Below are 14142 nucleotides of genomic sequence, written 5' to 3'. Positions count from 1 at the left end.
TCTTATTCAGCCAATAGCTTAGCAGCCATCTCACGTCCTAAGCGAGCACATTCAGCCTTGATTTCTGGTGTGAGCGCCTGCTTCATCTCAACAGGTTCGCCCACCTTCTCGAAGTGGAGACGGTTCTCATTCCATTCGCCGATAGCAGCAACAGCCTTTGAAGCCCATGAGTAAGAGCCAAACCAACCGATGTAATGGTTCTTTATGTCACGATTGGCAACCTCTTGGAGTAGTACGTCCATCTCGTGATAAAGCCCTGCATTGTAAGTAGGAGCACCCACGATGAGACCACGGAAGCGGAAGATGTCTTGAAGAATGTAGCTATGGTGCGTCTTTGATACATTATAAAGACGAATGTCCTTAACGCCTGCTAAAGAGGCTGCACGTGCTATTTGTTCTGCCATTCGTTCGGTGTTTCCATACATTGTACCATAGCAGATGACCAAACCAGGGTCTGTCTCATACTTTGACATGCGGTCGTATAAACCAATAACCTTATCTACATACTTATGCCAAACGGGCCCATGTGTAGAGCAGATATAGTCTATATGAATACCAGCGAGCTTCTTCAAAGCATTCTGAACAGGTGTGCCATACTTTCCAACGATGTTTGAGTAATAGCGAACCATCTCTAACCAGCACCAGTCGGTATCAATCTCTTGATCGATAAAACCACCATTTAATGCACCAAAACAGCCGAAGGCATCGCCTGTGAAGAGGTGAGCAACCTCACCTTTACACAATGTCATCATTGTTTCCGGCCAGTGAACCATAGGTGTCATAAAGAACTGTAAGGTGTGAGCACCTAGTGAGATCTCCTCTCCGTTCTTAACTTCTATGGTGTTATCTTTGATTCCGTAGAAGCCAGACATCATGTCGAAGGTCTTCTTGTTACCAATGACTTGTATGTTAGGATAGTACTTCTTCAATAGAGCTAACGACCCGGAGTGGTCTGGCTCCATGTGATTAATGACGAGATAGTCAATCTGTCGGTCGCCTAAAACCTCTCGGAGCTTTTCAATGAACTGTACGAAGAAGTCTACCTCAACGGTATCAATAAGGCAAACCTTCTCATCGTCGATGAGATAAGAGTTGTAACTAACACCGTAAGGCAATGGCCACAAGCCCTCAAAGAGAGCCTTGTTCCGATCGTTAACGCCTACGTAATAAACTTTATTGGCAATTTCTATCATTTTTATATCATGTTTAGTGTGGTCTGTTCGGATGTGTTTTAGGAGTGAGAGAGCTTCATTTTCTCCCCAAACTCCTTGCTTACATAGTTGAAGATGTCCTTACAACAATCAGCAGAGAAGGCTAAGGCACATTCAATCACCTTGTCCCATTGTTCTTCCGTTAAGCCCCTTTCGAGGTCAGCACGTGTAATGCCATGTTTCAAGATACCGAATATAATGCCTGCATTGAAGTTGTCTCCGGCACCGATGGTACTAACAGTATTCGTGTTAAGAACAGGGTATGACTTCTTAAAATCACGTCCACCACGTACCTCAACAGGTTGACTTCCGTGTGTATAAACAAATTGTTTGCAATAGAAAGAAATCTCTGCATTATACACCTTATCGGCTTCCTCCTTTTTATAAAGCGTCGCAAAATCCTCATGACTACCACGCACAATATCTGCATAATCGAGGTTCTCTATCAGATTAGGCGTTATCTTGATGACCTCATCCTTATGAACTGGTCGGAAATTAACGTCATAATAGATGATAGCTCCATGCGAACGAGCATAATCAAGAAGCCCCATTACCTGTGGACGAATGACTGGATTCACTGCATAATACGAACCGAAAAGAACGATGTCATCGGGTTGTATATCTGGATAAGTAAACTCTAGTTGGTCATGAGGGTGGTCTTTATAGAAGATGTATTCGGCATCATTGTTCTTATCAAGGAATGCCAATGACACAGGAGACTTCGAATCAGGGAAGATACTGATGTTATCAGTACTCACACCATTATCCTTTAAGAACTTAATAATATATTCTCCGACATGGTCATTGCCTGCTTCTGAAATAAACGTAACGTCCACTCCGCATCGACCCAATGAAGTGATAGCATTGAAAGTAGAGCCACCTGGCACTGCTTCTACAGGTTTATTATCCTTGAAGATGATGTCTAAGACGGTCTCACCTATACCTATAATTTTTCGCATTTGATTGTGAATTACGATTGTGTTCCACTTTAGTTGTGCAAATATAGTGTAATTTGAGCGGACTACAAAAAGATTCCCTCTTCTTTTTTCATTGCTTATTAAAGACGCAAACTATCTCATTCTTTTTTCTTACTTTTGCACTATGATACACTATCAAACGGCAGTTTTGGATAACGGACTGCGTATTATCGCTCTTCAAACAGCCTCACCTGTGGTCTATTGTGGCTACCAAATCAATGCAGGAGCAGCCCATGAGCAGCCGAATGAGGAAGGAATAGCCCATTTCTGTGAGCATGTTACATTCAAGGGAACCACTCGTCGCACCGCTTTAGACGTCATTAACTGTCTTGAAGAGGTGGGAGGTGATTTAAATGCATTTACCACTAAGACCGATACGGTGTATTATTCGGCTATCTTGAAAGAGCACCTTTCACGTGCGATAAGCCTTCTTACGGATATAGTCTTCCATAGTGTCTATCCACAGAAAGAGATTGATAAGGAGGTGGAAGTCATCTGTGACGAGATAGAATCGTATAACGACAGCCCTTCCGAACTGATTTATGATGAGTTCGAGAACCTTATCTTTTATGGACATCCATTGGGGCATAACATCTTAGGGACGTCAGAACGTGTGCGAAAGTTCACTACCAAGGATGCACTTCACTTCACTCATCAACATTACCGACCTGATAATGCCGTCTTCTTTGCCTATGGTAACGTTGATTTCAACATGCTTTTGCAACTTTTGTCACAGGCGAATGGCACAAATGTGACCACGATTGGCGAACTTAATAAGCATTTGGAGAAGCCGCTACCAGTGTTGAGTGCATACGAACCACAGACAATTAAGATTGACAAACACACTCATCAAGCACATGTAATGATAGGTAATCGTGCCTATGCAGTGCATGACAAAAGGCGAATGGCACTCTATCTCTTGAATAATATATTAGGTGGTCCTGGCATGAATGCACGTTTGAACCTTGCATTACGCGAACGGAGAGGGCTGGTGTATACGGTGGAAAGTACGATGGTAAGCTACTCTTCAACTGGATTATGGAGTATTTACTTTGGTTGTGATGCGCAAGATGTGGACGAGTGTATGGCTCTTGTACGTGCAGAATTAGACCATTTCATCGACAAACCATTGACTGATTCAGAGCTAACAATAGCCAAACAGCAGATTAAAGGACAGATTGGTATTGCTTGCGACAACCGTGAGAACCTTGCACTCGACTTCGGTAAGGGCTTCTTGCACTATGGTTGGAAGAAGGACATCACGGCACTTTATTGTAATATTGACGCTATTACGGCAGAGGAGATACAAGCAGTTGCACAAGAGTTGTTCGTTGAAGAACAACTTACGAAACTAATTTACGAATAGGAATTGATTGATAAGAAACAGAGGTGTTTGACGTGTTTTTCTTCAAAAGAAAGATGGTCTTGGCATGATATTCTCTGTTTGCTCTAATATAGAAAATAGGTAACAAACATACGAAACATAAATAGTACAGGATAATGAAAGCAAACATTGCGCATACAGATAAGCAAAGAGTCGTTATCGTTGGAGGTGGACTTGGTGGATTGGAACTGGCTTCTAAGTTGGTTGATAACGACTTTCAAGTGGTCTTGATAGATAAGAATAACTATCATCAGTTCCCTCCCTTAATCTATCAAGTGGCATCAGCAGGACTCGAACCAAGTAGTATTTCGTTCCCATTCCGCCGTATCTTCCAAGGAAAAGACGATTTCTTCTTCCGCATGGCAAAGGTGGAAGCAGTGGACGCAAGCAATAAGATGATTAAAACATCAGTGGGTGACGTCCATTACGACTACCTTGTTTTGGCGGCAGGAGCGAAGACTAATTACTTTGGAAACAAGGAAATTGAGGCAACAACACTCCCGATGAAGACGGTGGGAGAGGCTATGCGCCTTCGTAATACCATCCTTCACAATCTTGAAAGAGCAGAGACTGAAGAAGATCCAGTACGCAAACAGGCTTTGATGAATATTGTTGTTGTGGGTGGTGGAGCCTCCGGTGTGGAGATAGCAGGTGCTGTTGCCGAGATGAAAAAGAACATCTTGGAGCGTGATTATCCTGATCTTGAGGCCTCACAGATGCACATTTATCTTGTAAATGCAGGTGACAGACTCCTTGCAGCGATGGATCCTGCATCCTCAGCAAGGGCTGAGCGCGATTTGAAAGAGCTACATGTGCATATTCGTCAGCCACAGTTTGCAACAGAATATAAGGATGGTATCTTGAAAACAAGTGCTGGGCTTGAGATTCCGGCAGAGACTGTTGTCTGGGTGAGTGGCGTCTGTGCGAACACTATAGAGGGTTTGCCGAAGGAAAGCATTGGGCATGCTGGCAGAATCTTGACCGATCGTTTCTGTCGCGTGAAGGGCTTGCAAGATGTCTATGCTATAGGCGATCAGAGTTTGATAGAGGGTGATAAGGACTATCCTTTGGGTCATCCTCAGTTGGCACAGGTGGCTTTGCAGCAGGCAAAATGTGTTGCACAGAATCTTAAAAACCAACTGCAAGGCAAGGACGAAGAGCCATTTAAATATAAAAACCTTGGTGTTATGGCAACCATCGGACGCAATCATGCGGTAGCAGAGATTAATGGTAAGAAGTTCGGTGGATTCCCTGCTTGGCTCTTATGGTTGGTAGTTCATCTTCGTTCCATTTTAGGAGTAAAGAACAAAACCTTCATTCTTTTGAATTGGATATGGAATTATCTGAATTACAAACAGAGCTTACGTCTGATATTGAAAGCTAAGTAATCAGTAGGTCTATGACCTCGGTACGATAAGAGATGACCCCTTGATACAATGTTAGATACCTTGTTCTATCATGTATGAAGGGGGCTTTTATTGTCCGCTGGATACTTCCTTTCGTTTGAAAATATGCTTTCCTTATCGAATAAATAGTTTAAAAAGTGGTATTAAATAAACTGATTCTCACGAGAAAATAGTTTATTTTTGATTTTCAATAACGCCTTTCTCCATCATAGAAGAAAGTTATCTCTGATTGAAGAGATGGTTGTTAGGAATAAAAAAAGGCTTCGCATCACTGCGAAACCTTGATTTAACATTAAACTTACTCACGTAAGTTGCATGTTTCTGTACTAACTCAAATAATTAACTTTAATAACGACTATTTTTCTATTTGACGTTACAAAGGTACGAAAAAGGTATTAAATAAGTGCATTTTAGTAAGTAAATTCTCTTCATTTTAGACTTTATAACAAAAAGAGGAGGTCGTCTGTATAGATTTGATGTATATATGTCTTTTGTCTATAATATTCATACTTTATTTCCCAGGAAGCCTGACTTATAGTTAGTTTTATTTGTTTGTTCCAACTTCTTGCAGTACCTTTGCACCCCATAAAGGTAGCATGCCACCTGAGAGTCTGCGTGTTTTAGTCGAAGAGAGGAGCGCAGGCAAGTGTCTTTCTGTGGGTTCGTTTGGTGGCGAGTTTACCTTTTCTATAGGATAATAAATAATAAACAAACGAATTTGAAGACATTTGAAGAGTTGGGCGTGAGCGAAGAGATTCGCCGTGCCATTAGTGAGCTTGGATTTGAACATCCAATGCCTGTACAAGAAGAAGTAATCCCTTATTTATTAGGTAATCGAAATGACGTTATCGCCTTAGCGCAGACTGGTACTGGAAAGACGGCTGCCTTTGGCTTACCACTGCTTCAGAGGATTGATACAAGCAGTAAGTCGACACAAGCGATAGTGCTTAGTCCGACCCGAGAGTTATGCTTGCAGATAGCAGATGACCTCAAGGACTTCGGTAAGTACATCCCTCATCTGCACATCGCAGCCGTTTATGGCGGTGCTTCCATCGATACCCAGATCCATCAGTTGCGCCATGGTGTACAAATCATTGTGGCTACTCCGGGTCGATTAATCGACTTAATGCACCGTGGAAAGGCTCGTTTAGACCAAGTACGGAACGTTGTTTTGGATGAAGCTGACGAAATGCTGAACATGGGTTTCCAAGAGAGTATCACCGAGATACTCACTGGTGTGCCTGAAGATCGTAATACTCTTCTCTTCTCAGCAACGATGAGTAGGGATGTAGAAAAGGTGGCAAAGGGTTACTTACACGACTATAAAGAGATTGTTGTGGGTAGTCGTAACGAAGGAGCGGAGAGCGTTAACCATATCTATTATATGGTGAATGCACGCGACAAGTACCTTGCTTTGAAGCGATTGGTGGACTTCTACCCTAAGATCTACGCCATTGTATTCTGTAGAACGAAGGTAGAAACACAAGAGATAGCCGATAAGTTGATTAAAGACGGATACAATGCTGAGTCGTTGCATGGCGACTTGTCACAGCAACAACGTGACCTTACTATGCAGAAGTTCCGCTCCCATCTCACACAAATCCTCGTTGCGACTGATGTTGCAGCACGTGGATTGGATGTGAATGATTTGACGCATGTCATCAACTATGGGCTTCCTGACGATATAGAAAACTATACGCACCGTTCGGGTCGTACAGGTCGTGCGGGCAAGAAGGGTACTTCCATTTCGATTATCCACTCTCGTGAGAAATATAAGGTACGTAACATTGAACGTGAGATAGGTAAGGAATTTATTGATGGAACGCTTCCTTCGCCTGAAGAGATATGCAAGAAACAACTCTTCAAAACGATGGATAACATCTTGAAGACGGATGTGGATGAGGAGCAGATAGCACCTTACATGGAGGATATCAACCGCCAGTTTGAGTATATAGATAAGGAGGATCTGATCAAGAAGATTGTTACGTCCACCTTTGGACGCTTCCTCGACTATTATAAGAATGCGCCAGAGATTGAGAAACCATCGGCTCGCAGCAGTCGTGAGGAGGGTCGTAGTGGGCGTAGTGAGGGCAGAGCAACACGCAGCCGTGGCGCACGTAAGGCAGAAAAGGGCTTTAAGCGACTCTTTATTAACCTCGGTAAGAATGATGGCTTCTATCCTGGTGAGGTAATGCAGTTCATTAATAAGAATATGAATGGGCACCAGGCAGTGGGGCATATAGACCTTCTTGCGAAGCAAAGTTACATCGAAGTGCCTGAACAAGACGCCCAGAAAGTGATGAAAGCCTTAGATGGTGCTGTCTACAAGAGGCGTAAAGTGCGTTGTAATGATGCTGATGAGCCAGGGCACGGACGCTCGGCTGGTGGTCGTTCTACTGGTGGTCGTGGTGGTTATGGAAGCCGTACTGAAGGACGCCAAGACGATCGTGGGCGCAGAGGTCGTGGGCGTCGTCAAGCAGAGAATGACGCTCCGTTTGCTACACATAAGTTCAAGAAGGACGATTGGAAAGAGCTTATGAAAGGTGCACCAGCAAAGCTGAAAGGTGAAGAACCCGACTTCTCAGAAGAGGGGTGGGCACGTAGACGCCCGAAGAAGTAAGTCTTATCAACCTTAGTCCGCTGTTATGTTCTATTGTCGTTACCAATCTCCCTTGGGCATACTCGTGCTTGCTGAAGCTGAAGGAAAGCTAAGATATTGCTGGTGGGAGGATGTTATGGAGAGGAAGATAGGCGATGATTGGACGGAAGTCGTTTGTTCGGATGATTCCTTATTGGCTGAGGCTTGTCGGCAGTTAAACAATTATTTCTCTGGCAAACGAGGCTCATTTGACTTACCATTGGGCTTTGACGGAACACCCTTCCAACGCCTCGCATGGCAGACCTTATTAACCATTCCTTATGGAGCGACGCTCTCTTATACCGAACAAGCCCGAAGAATGGGACGAAAGAAGGCTGTAAGAGCAGTTGGGAATGCCAATGGTCATAACCCTTTAATGCTCTTTGTTCCCTGTCATCGAGTCATTGCTTCGAATGGAACTCTGGGTGGTTATGCGGGTGGAACAGACCGAAAAAGACAATTACTAAGCATAGAGAAAGAGGATGTGTCAGATTAGACACATCCTTTTTGTTGGTAGTAAGCAACCTGTCTCACGCTCCTTAATAATAATGAGTAGACTTCGCTTTGATGGAAGTAAAGCTGTGTTATCACCGTTGTGATATTTCAGTATCATGTGGGTGATACTCCAGTATCATCAGCGTGATATTCCAGTATCATCGGCGTGATATTCCAGTATCATCAGCGTGATACTCCAGTTTCATAAGGATGAAACTCGGTTGGATTGGTAGTTCCTATGTTGTATTACGATAAGAAGCAGGGCTTTGATACCTATCTTGCGGTTTGTTCATAGCTAAAAAGAGGCTGTATCACATCCTTTTATCAATCGTTTGTATTGATAAGAGAACCGATACAGCCTCTTGGTTATTTGTGTTACGCTATCTGGTGATTGATATTCTCTTCATCAGATAACCGATTTTACTTGTGCTTATTGTGGATTGATCTCCTTTAGTAGGCGGTCAGCATGTCCCCACTTATCCATGAGATAGAGTACAAAACGGATGTCAACGCCAATGCAACGAGCAAGTTTGCGGTCGAAGTTGATGTCACTTGAGAGGCTATCCCAGTTGCCATCAAAGGCGAGACCAATGAGTCGTCCCTTGCCATCAAACATCGGGGAACCAGAGTTACCACCAGTGATATCATTGTTAGTAAGGAAACATAGTTGCATCTTACCAGTCGTCTTGTCAGTGTAAGGACCGAAGTCTTTGGCACTCATAAGCTCTTTCATGATAGGTTCTACCTGATAGTCCTCTATCTTCGAGCCCTCATCCATCTTCTTAACAATGCTCTCTGCGGTTGTATAATAGTTGCTGTTGAAGCCTCCAATCATGTATCCTCCCACCTGTCCATACGATAGGCGCATGGTGGAATTGGCGTCGCTATAATGTGGCAAGTCCATCTCCATTTGTACTTTAGCCTCACACAACTTCTTCTCTTCAGCATCAATCTCTTCCGTCTTATTGCTTAGGTCGGCAAGAATGGCACGATAATTCATGAGCAAACCAACGCCTAACATCACTCCAGGATCCTTGAGCGTCTTCTCGTTCTGATAGAACTTTTGACCTTTCTTGAGTAGTTTGCTATGTGAATAGAGCCACTTGGTGTACTTCTCATAATCGTTGCCGAACTTCGTCTTGATGATCTCGTAGAAGTCAGGAAGGAACTTAGCTGGCACATGTTCACCATAGTTCTTTAGCATGGCAGCCGCCATCTCTTGGTCAAGGGCAGGGTTCCATTCATCTTGATTATCCTCATATACCATGTATTGCTTCTTTGGTTCGTTCGCAGGACCATACACCTTGAGGGAGCCACGAGCCATATTAAGTGCTCTGGTGAATAACTCTGACGTTCTCCAGAACGACTCCATCCAATACATACTGGCAAGTTTTGCATCATTACTATTCGAATAGAGCTTAGCCAACTTATCGAAGTCAACCTTTACAGTTGGGTCTTGGATATTCTTCTCTTGGAGCCATGCACGAATGCGAGCTTCGTACTCTGCCTTCTGACGAATCAGTCCGATAGAGTCGATACACTTGTTCATTCCCATGGAGTTCTTCCAATAGTTCGCAGCCTGGACATACCTGTTCTCGTATTGTATACGTGTCTTCTCGTTCTTATCCATGTACTTCTTCATGAGTGCGAGTTTGATATCTCGGGCTTGGACACGTACTGAATTGTCGATGTCACGGCGCTGTTGAATACCATAAGAAGACAAGTAACGACTTGTTGAACCAGGGTAACCAATGGTCATAGCGAAGTCCTTGTCCTTGTAACCCTGCATACTCACGGGTGCCCAATGGGCTGGGTGATAAGGCACATTGTCCTTTGAGTAGGCTGCAGGACCATTCGTTTTAGGGTCTGCGTAGATGCGGAATACAGAGAAGTCACACGTCTGTCTCGGCCACATCCAGTTATCTGTCTCACCTCCAAACTTACCCATACTCTTAGGTACAGTGAATACTAAACGGACGTCAGGGAAGTCTTGATAAGTTGTTGCATAATACTTGTTTCCCTCGTAGAATGGGTCGATATTGATGTGCAAAGTCTTATCGATTGCCTTGATTGAGTCGGTTAGATGATTCGTGAGAGAGTCTAATATGGCTTCAGTCTGTTCTGCGTTCTTTCCTGCGATGAGCTTGTTCACACGTGCCGTAACGTCCTCTTGCTTCTTCATAAACGACACATAGAGGTTCTCGTTAGGTAGTTCTTCAACGTAATTCTTTGCATAGAAGCCATCCTTCATATAGTCATGTTCTACAGTGGAGTGGGCGTTGATAGCACTAAAACCGCAATGGTGATTGGTGAAGACCAATCCATCTGGAGATACGACAACGCCAGAACAGTAACCAGAGAAGCTCACAACGTAATTGCTAATAGCGTTGGGAGAGTTGTAAATCATGTCACATGGCAACTGAAAACCCTCTGCCACCATCTGTTCGTAGACAGCATCTGGGAGGTTGTGGAGTGTCCACATACCTTCATCAGCATGGATAGAAGGACTGCTTAAAGCCAATGACGCAGCAATAAGTAAGGTTGATTTCTTCATGTTTAATATAATTGGTTGATGATATTCTTAGGTTTCTTTCATTCCTCAAACACTCTCCTTAACTCTTATGTCTCCGTATCTTTATCAGTGGAAGGTCGTGGTAAAGGACGTGAGCAACGAAGAGTAAGATGATAATCGTGTTCACTGTAAGGGCGAGAGGGGCGGATAAACGTTCATTGCTGATTGTTATTCCCGCAAAGAAAAGACCGCCGATGAGCACATAAACAAAGATACTCTTCAATGGATAAGCAATGGGATACTTACATTGACCGACGATATAAGAGAGTATCATTGCCGTTGCATTGCCTAAGAAACCAGCCCATGCACAGGCAATGTAACCATAACGTGGTACGAAGATCACGTTGATTCCAATGATTACAGCACATCCAATTCCAGAGAAATAGGCACCCCAGATGGTCTTATCAATGAGCTTATACCAGAAACTAAGGTTGAAGTAAACGCCCGTCATGATACCGCCAGCCATCACGATAGGTACGACCTTCAGTCCAACCCAATAGTCACGACCAATGATATGACGCAGAATATCCATGTAGCCCATTACCACCAAGAAGGCAAGTAAGGTAAAGATGATAAAGAACTTCATAGCTCTTGCGTATGTCTCTTTGTTGTCTTTGTCTCGAGACTTACCAAAGACGAAGGGTTCATAAGCGTATCTGAATGCCTGCGTAATCATTGACATGATCATAGCAATCTTACTGGCGGCACCGAAGATACCGAGTTGTGTATGTGCATCGTTATTCTTGTAGACATAAGGAAAGAGTATGTAACCAGCCGTCTGATTAAGTATTCCGGCAATACCGAGGATGAGGATAGGCCAAGAATAGGATAGCATCTTCTTTGCGAGAGGCATATCAAAGAGCTTCCCACTGCCGAAGAATCCGTCTTTCAGCTCTCTCCAGAAGCAGAAAGTGATAGTTCCTGTACATGCCAAGTTGATGTAGAAGGCATAACCCACCTCATGTCCACCTAATACGAGATAGTAAGCAAGGTTCAAGATGATATTCAGTGCGATGAATAAGAGTTTGAAAGCTGCAAACTTGATAGGGCGTTTCTTATATCTAAGATACGCAAAGGGAATGCACTGGAAAGCATCGATCGCTACAGTGATGGCCATTGCCCATACGTAAGAGGGGTGCTCCGAATAGCCCATAAAGTTACAGATGGGCTGTATAAAGATGAATACTAGAGCAATAAAGAGCAGGGATGTGAAGCCTACAAGCGTCAATGTCGTTGAATAGACACGCTTTGGATCCTGATCACTCTTATTGGCGTAACGGAAGAAGGTGGTCTCCATTCCGTAAGTAAGGATGACGAGTAAGAGGGCAGTATAGGCGTATATGTTTGTGATAACACCATATCCTCCGCTCGCCGCACTAATCTTTGCGGTGTAAAGGGGTACGAGAAGATAGTTTAAGAACCTTCCGATGATACTGCTCATACCATAGATAGCAGTGTCTTTTGCAAGTGATTTTAAATTTGCCATTGCTTGTTTTTATTATTAGGCACCCACTTTTAGAGAAGTAGTAACCCCTAATCGTCTTATATTTGTTACTAGAAGAAGATATAACAGATAGCGATTGCAGCTATTACACCAGCCAAGTCGGCTAGCAATCCACAGGCTACTGCATGTCGAGTGTACTTAATGCTAACACTACCGAAGTAGACTGCTAGAATGTAGAAGGTGGTATCTGTTGATCCTTGGAAGATACAACTCAATCGTCCAACGAATGAGTCTGCACCGTATGTCCTCATTGCTTCAATCATTAATCCACGTGCCCCGCTACCTGAAAGAGGTTTCATAAGAGCCGTAGGGAGTGCATCGACGAATCGAGTGTCCAGTCCGCAGATTTCGACAAACCATCTAATACCTTTCATCATAAGCTCCATACCACCTGAAGCACGGAATACTCCGACAGCTACTAAGATAGCAACTAGATAAGGAATAATGCGTACTGCCGTATGAAAACCCTCTTTTGCTCCTTCAATGAAAGCGTTATAAACGTTGATCTTCTTTAGTAGTCCGGCAGTGATGAATAGGACGATAATGGTCATCAAGATGAGGTTTGAGGCAATAGAAGTTACTGTTGCCATGGTCTGCTTGTCCATTTGTCCAAAGCCCCAGATGACTACTCCGACAAAACCCATCAGTCCGATGAGCCCTAAGAGGAGCGTGGGTTGGAAGATATTAATGCGTTGCCAGCCTGCAGTAATCAGTATTCCAACCAGTGTAGCGACGGTAGTTGCCAATAAGATAGGGATGAATACGTCCGTTGGTTGGGCTGCCCCGTACATGCTTCGATAGCCAAGAATAGCTGTTGGAATGATGGTTAGTCCTGAAGTATTCAGCACTAAGAACATGATCATGGGGTTTGTTGCTGTGTCTTTCTTCGTGTTTAGCTCCTGCATTTGGCTCATCGCCTTTAGTCCGGTAGGCGTTGCTGCATTGTCAAGACCCAACATGTTGGATGCAATATTCATGAAGATCGACCCCATGACAGGGTGGTTTCGTGGGATATCAGGGAACAGCTTTGATAGGAAAGGGCTCAACATGCGTGCAAGGACATTGACGATTCCCGCTTGCTCACCTATCTTCATGATGCCCAACCACAATGCCAAGATTCCAGTTAGGTTCAGTGATGTTGTAAAAGCGGTCTCAGATGATTCGAAGGTAGCCTTTACCATCTTTTCAAATATAGTCGTGTCGCCCATCAGAAGAGAGATAATTCCAAAGATGAAAGCGATGATGAAGAACGCTATCCAAATATAGTTCAGTACCATTTAACCTATTTGTTACTGTTAATTCTTTGTCTTTTGATTGATGAAGAGGGAACTACTGGTAGCGAATGTGCCATTCTTCCCATTGCAAAGATACGCATTTATGCGTTAACATGGGGCATAATAAAGAAAAAAGATAGGTGCTTGTGGCGAAAGAAAGGGGGATGATAGGGGTAAAGGTATGCTCATTGAAAGCCTCCCCAACCCCCTCCGAAGGAGGGGAGGTGCCTACGGGGGATAGAAAAGGAACGCCCTTCTCGATTTAAGAAGGGCGTTTCCTTACATTGAAGAGGGCGTTCCTTTGGTGTGAAGAAAGCACTTCCTTGATTGTACCTATTATCCATCTCGAAAAGAAACATCGTCTTAACGTAGGGACAGACGCCCTCGTCTGTCCGTCAAGCGGATGTTTTCTTGTTAATAAATTAGGGTGTGAAGGCGGACAGACGAGGGCGTCTGTCCCTACGTTATCGTGTCATATCGTGCAGTTAGTCCTAAGACTCTCTAAAAAATATGATGTCATATCTATTAGATTGTCCTATTACTTTGATTAGTAAGTGATAGGATTGAGGAAACATCGTGGTTGTGCTCTCCTTGTTTATTCCTTATGGATTTATGGCTGTCCCTCGTAGTTCCTGCCTCGTTTTTGTCTTATTGGATAGTCCCGAAATATCCTATTTTATT

At 43.7% G+C, this 14142-nt stretch carries 9 protein-coding genes; 4 read left to right on the top strand and 5 right to left on the bottom strand.

The features are described 5' to 3' along the window. Positions 1 to 2: 2 nt before the first annotated feature. Both J5A55_RS07915 and J5A55_RS07910 read right to left on the bottom strand, forming a co-directional pair. The gene (locus J5A55_RS07915) at positions 3 to 1193 is read right to left on the bottom strand and encodes an FprA family A-type flavoprotein (protein ID WP_004382980.1); all 1191 of its coding nucleotides are present in this window, start codon (positions 1191 to 1193) and stop codon (positions 3 to 5) included. Between the two features lie 38 nt (positions 1194 to 1231). Continuing rightward, positions 1232 to 2170, bottom strand: coding sequence for a carbohydrate kinase family protein (locus J5A55_RS07910; RefSeq protein WP_004382979.1), 939 nt, complete (start codon positions 2168 to 2170; stop codon positions 1232 to 1234). A 142-nt stretch (positions 2171 to 2312) separates the two neighbouring features. Here J5A55_RS07910 and J5A55_RS07905 point away from each other — a divergent pair, with 142 nt between their 5' ends. The 4 genes from J5A55_RS07905 (at position 2313) to J5A55_RS07890 (ending at position 8112) form a co-directional block, all read left to right on the top strand. Further along, positions 2313 to 3554: a M16 family metallopeptidase gene (locus tag J5A55_RS07905; RefSeq protein ID WP_004382978.1), complete on the top strand. Its 1242-nt coding sequence runs from the start codon at positions 2313 to 2315 to the stop codon at positions 3552 to 3554. A 134-nt stretch (positions 3555 to 3688) separates the two neighbouring features. Next, a complete protein-coding gene (locus tag J5A55_RS07900) occupies positions 3689 to 4960 on the top strand; it encodes an NAD(P)/FAD-dependent oxidoreductase (RefSeq protein ID WP_004382975.1) in 1272 nt (423 codons plus the stop codon). A 736-nt stretch (positions 4961 to 5696) separates the two neighbouring features. Then, entirely contained in the window at positions 5697 to 7598 is a 1902-nt protein-coding gene (locus J5A55_RS07895; protein WP_039851190.1) for a DEAD/DEAH box helicase, read from the top strand. A 25-nt stretch (positions 7599 to 7623) separates the two neighbouring features. Further along, positions 7624 to 8112: a methylated-DNA--[protein]-cysteine S-methyltransferase gene (locus J5A55_RS07890; protein ID WP_004382969.1), complete on the top strand. Its 489-nt coding sequence runs from the start codon at positions 7624 to 7626 to the stop codon at positions 8110 to 8112. A gap of 429 nt (positions 8113 to 8541) precedes the next feature. Here J5A55_RS07890 and J5A55_RS07885 read toward each other — a convergent pair whose 3' ends face one another. From J5A55_RS07885 to J5A55_RS07875, 3 genes are all read right to left on the bottom strand, one after another. Continuing rightward, positions 8542 to 10665 (bottom strand): S46 family peptidase, encoded by a 2124-nt coding sequence (locus tag J5A55_RS07885; RefSeq protein ID WP_004382967.1) that lies wholly within the window; start codon positions 10663 to 10665, stop codon positions 8542 to 8544. 58 nt (positions 10666 to 10723) lie between these two features. Next, on the bottom strand, positions 10724 to 12169 hold the full coding sequence (locus J5A55_RS07880; protein ID WP_004382966.1) for a lipopolysaccharide biosynthesis protein: 1446 nt from the start codon (positions 12167 to 12169) through the stop codon (positions 10724 to 10726). A gap of 68 nt (positions 12170 to 12237) precedes the next feature. Further along, on the bottom strand, positions 12238 to 13464 hold the full coding sequence (locus J5A55_RS07875; RefSeq protein WP_004382965.1) for a nucleoside recognition domain-containing protein: 1227 nt from the start codon (positions 13462 to 13464) through the stop codon (positions 12238 to 12240). Between the last annotated feature and the right edge of the window lie 678 nt (positions 13465 to 14142).

The sequence above is a fragment of the Prevotella veroralis genome, assembly GCF_018127765.1.
Classification (GTDB): Bacteria; Bacteroidota; Bacteroidia; order Bacteroidales; family Bacteroidaceae; genus Prevotella; species Prevotella veroralis.
Note: the sequence above shows the minus strand (reverse complement) of the source record. Positions and strands in the feature narration are given on the sequence as shown.

Excerpts from the sequence above, each read along its gene's own strand:
- J5A55_RS07915 (WP_004382980.1), bottom strand. The coding sequence starts at position 1,193 with ATGATAGAAATTGCCAATAAAGTTTATTACGTAGGCGTTAACGATCGG.
- J5A55_RS07905 (WP_004382978.1), top strand. The coding sequence starts at position 2,313 with ATGATACACTATCAAACGGCAGTTTTGGATAACGGACTGCGTATTATC.
- J5A55_RS07875 (WP_004382965.1), bottom strand. The coding sequence starts at position 13,464 with ATGGTACTGAACTATATTTGGATAGCGTTCTTCATCATCGCTTTCATC.
- J5A55_RS07880 (WP_004382966.1), bottom strand. The coding sequence starts at position 12,169 with ATGGCAAATTTAAAATCACTTGCAAAAGACACTGCTATCTATGGTATG.
- J5A55_RS07900 (WP_004382975.1), top strand. The coding sequence starts at position 3,689 with ATGAAAGCAAACATTGCGCATACAGATAAGCAAAGAGTCGTTATCGTT.
- J5A55_RS07890 (WP_004382969.1), top strand. The coding sequence starts at position 7,624 with ATGTTCTATTGTCGTTACCAATCTCCCTTGGGCATACTCGTGCTTGCT.
- J5A55_RS07885 (WP_004382967.1), bottom strand. The coding sequence starts at position 10,665 with ATGAAGAAATCAACCTTACTTATTGCTGCGTCATTGGCTTTAAGCAGT.
- J5A55_RS07910 (WP_004382979.1), bottom strand. The coding sequence starts at position 2,170 with ATGCGAAAAATTATAGGTATAGGTGAGACCGTCTTAGACATCATCTTC.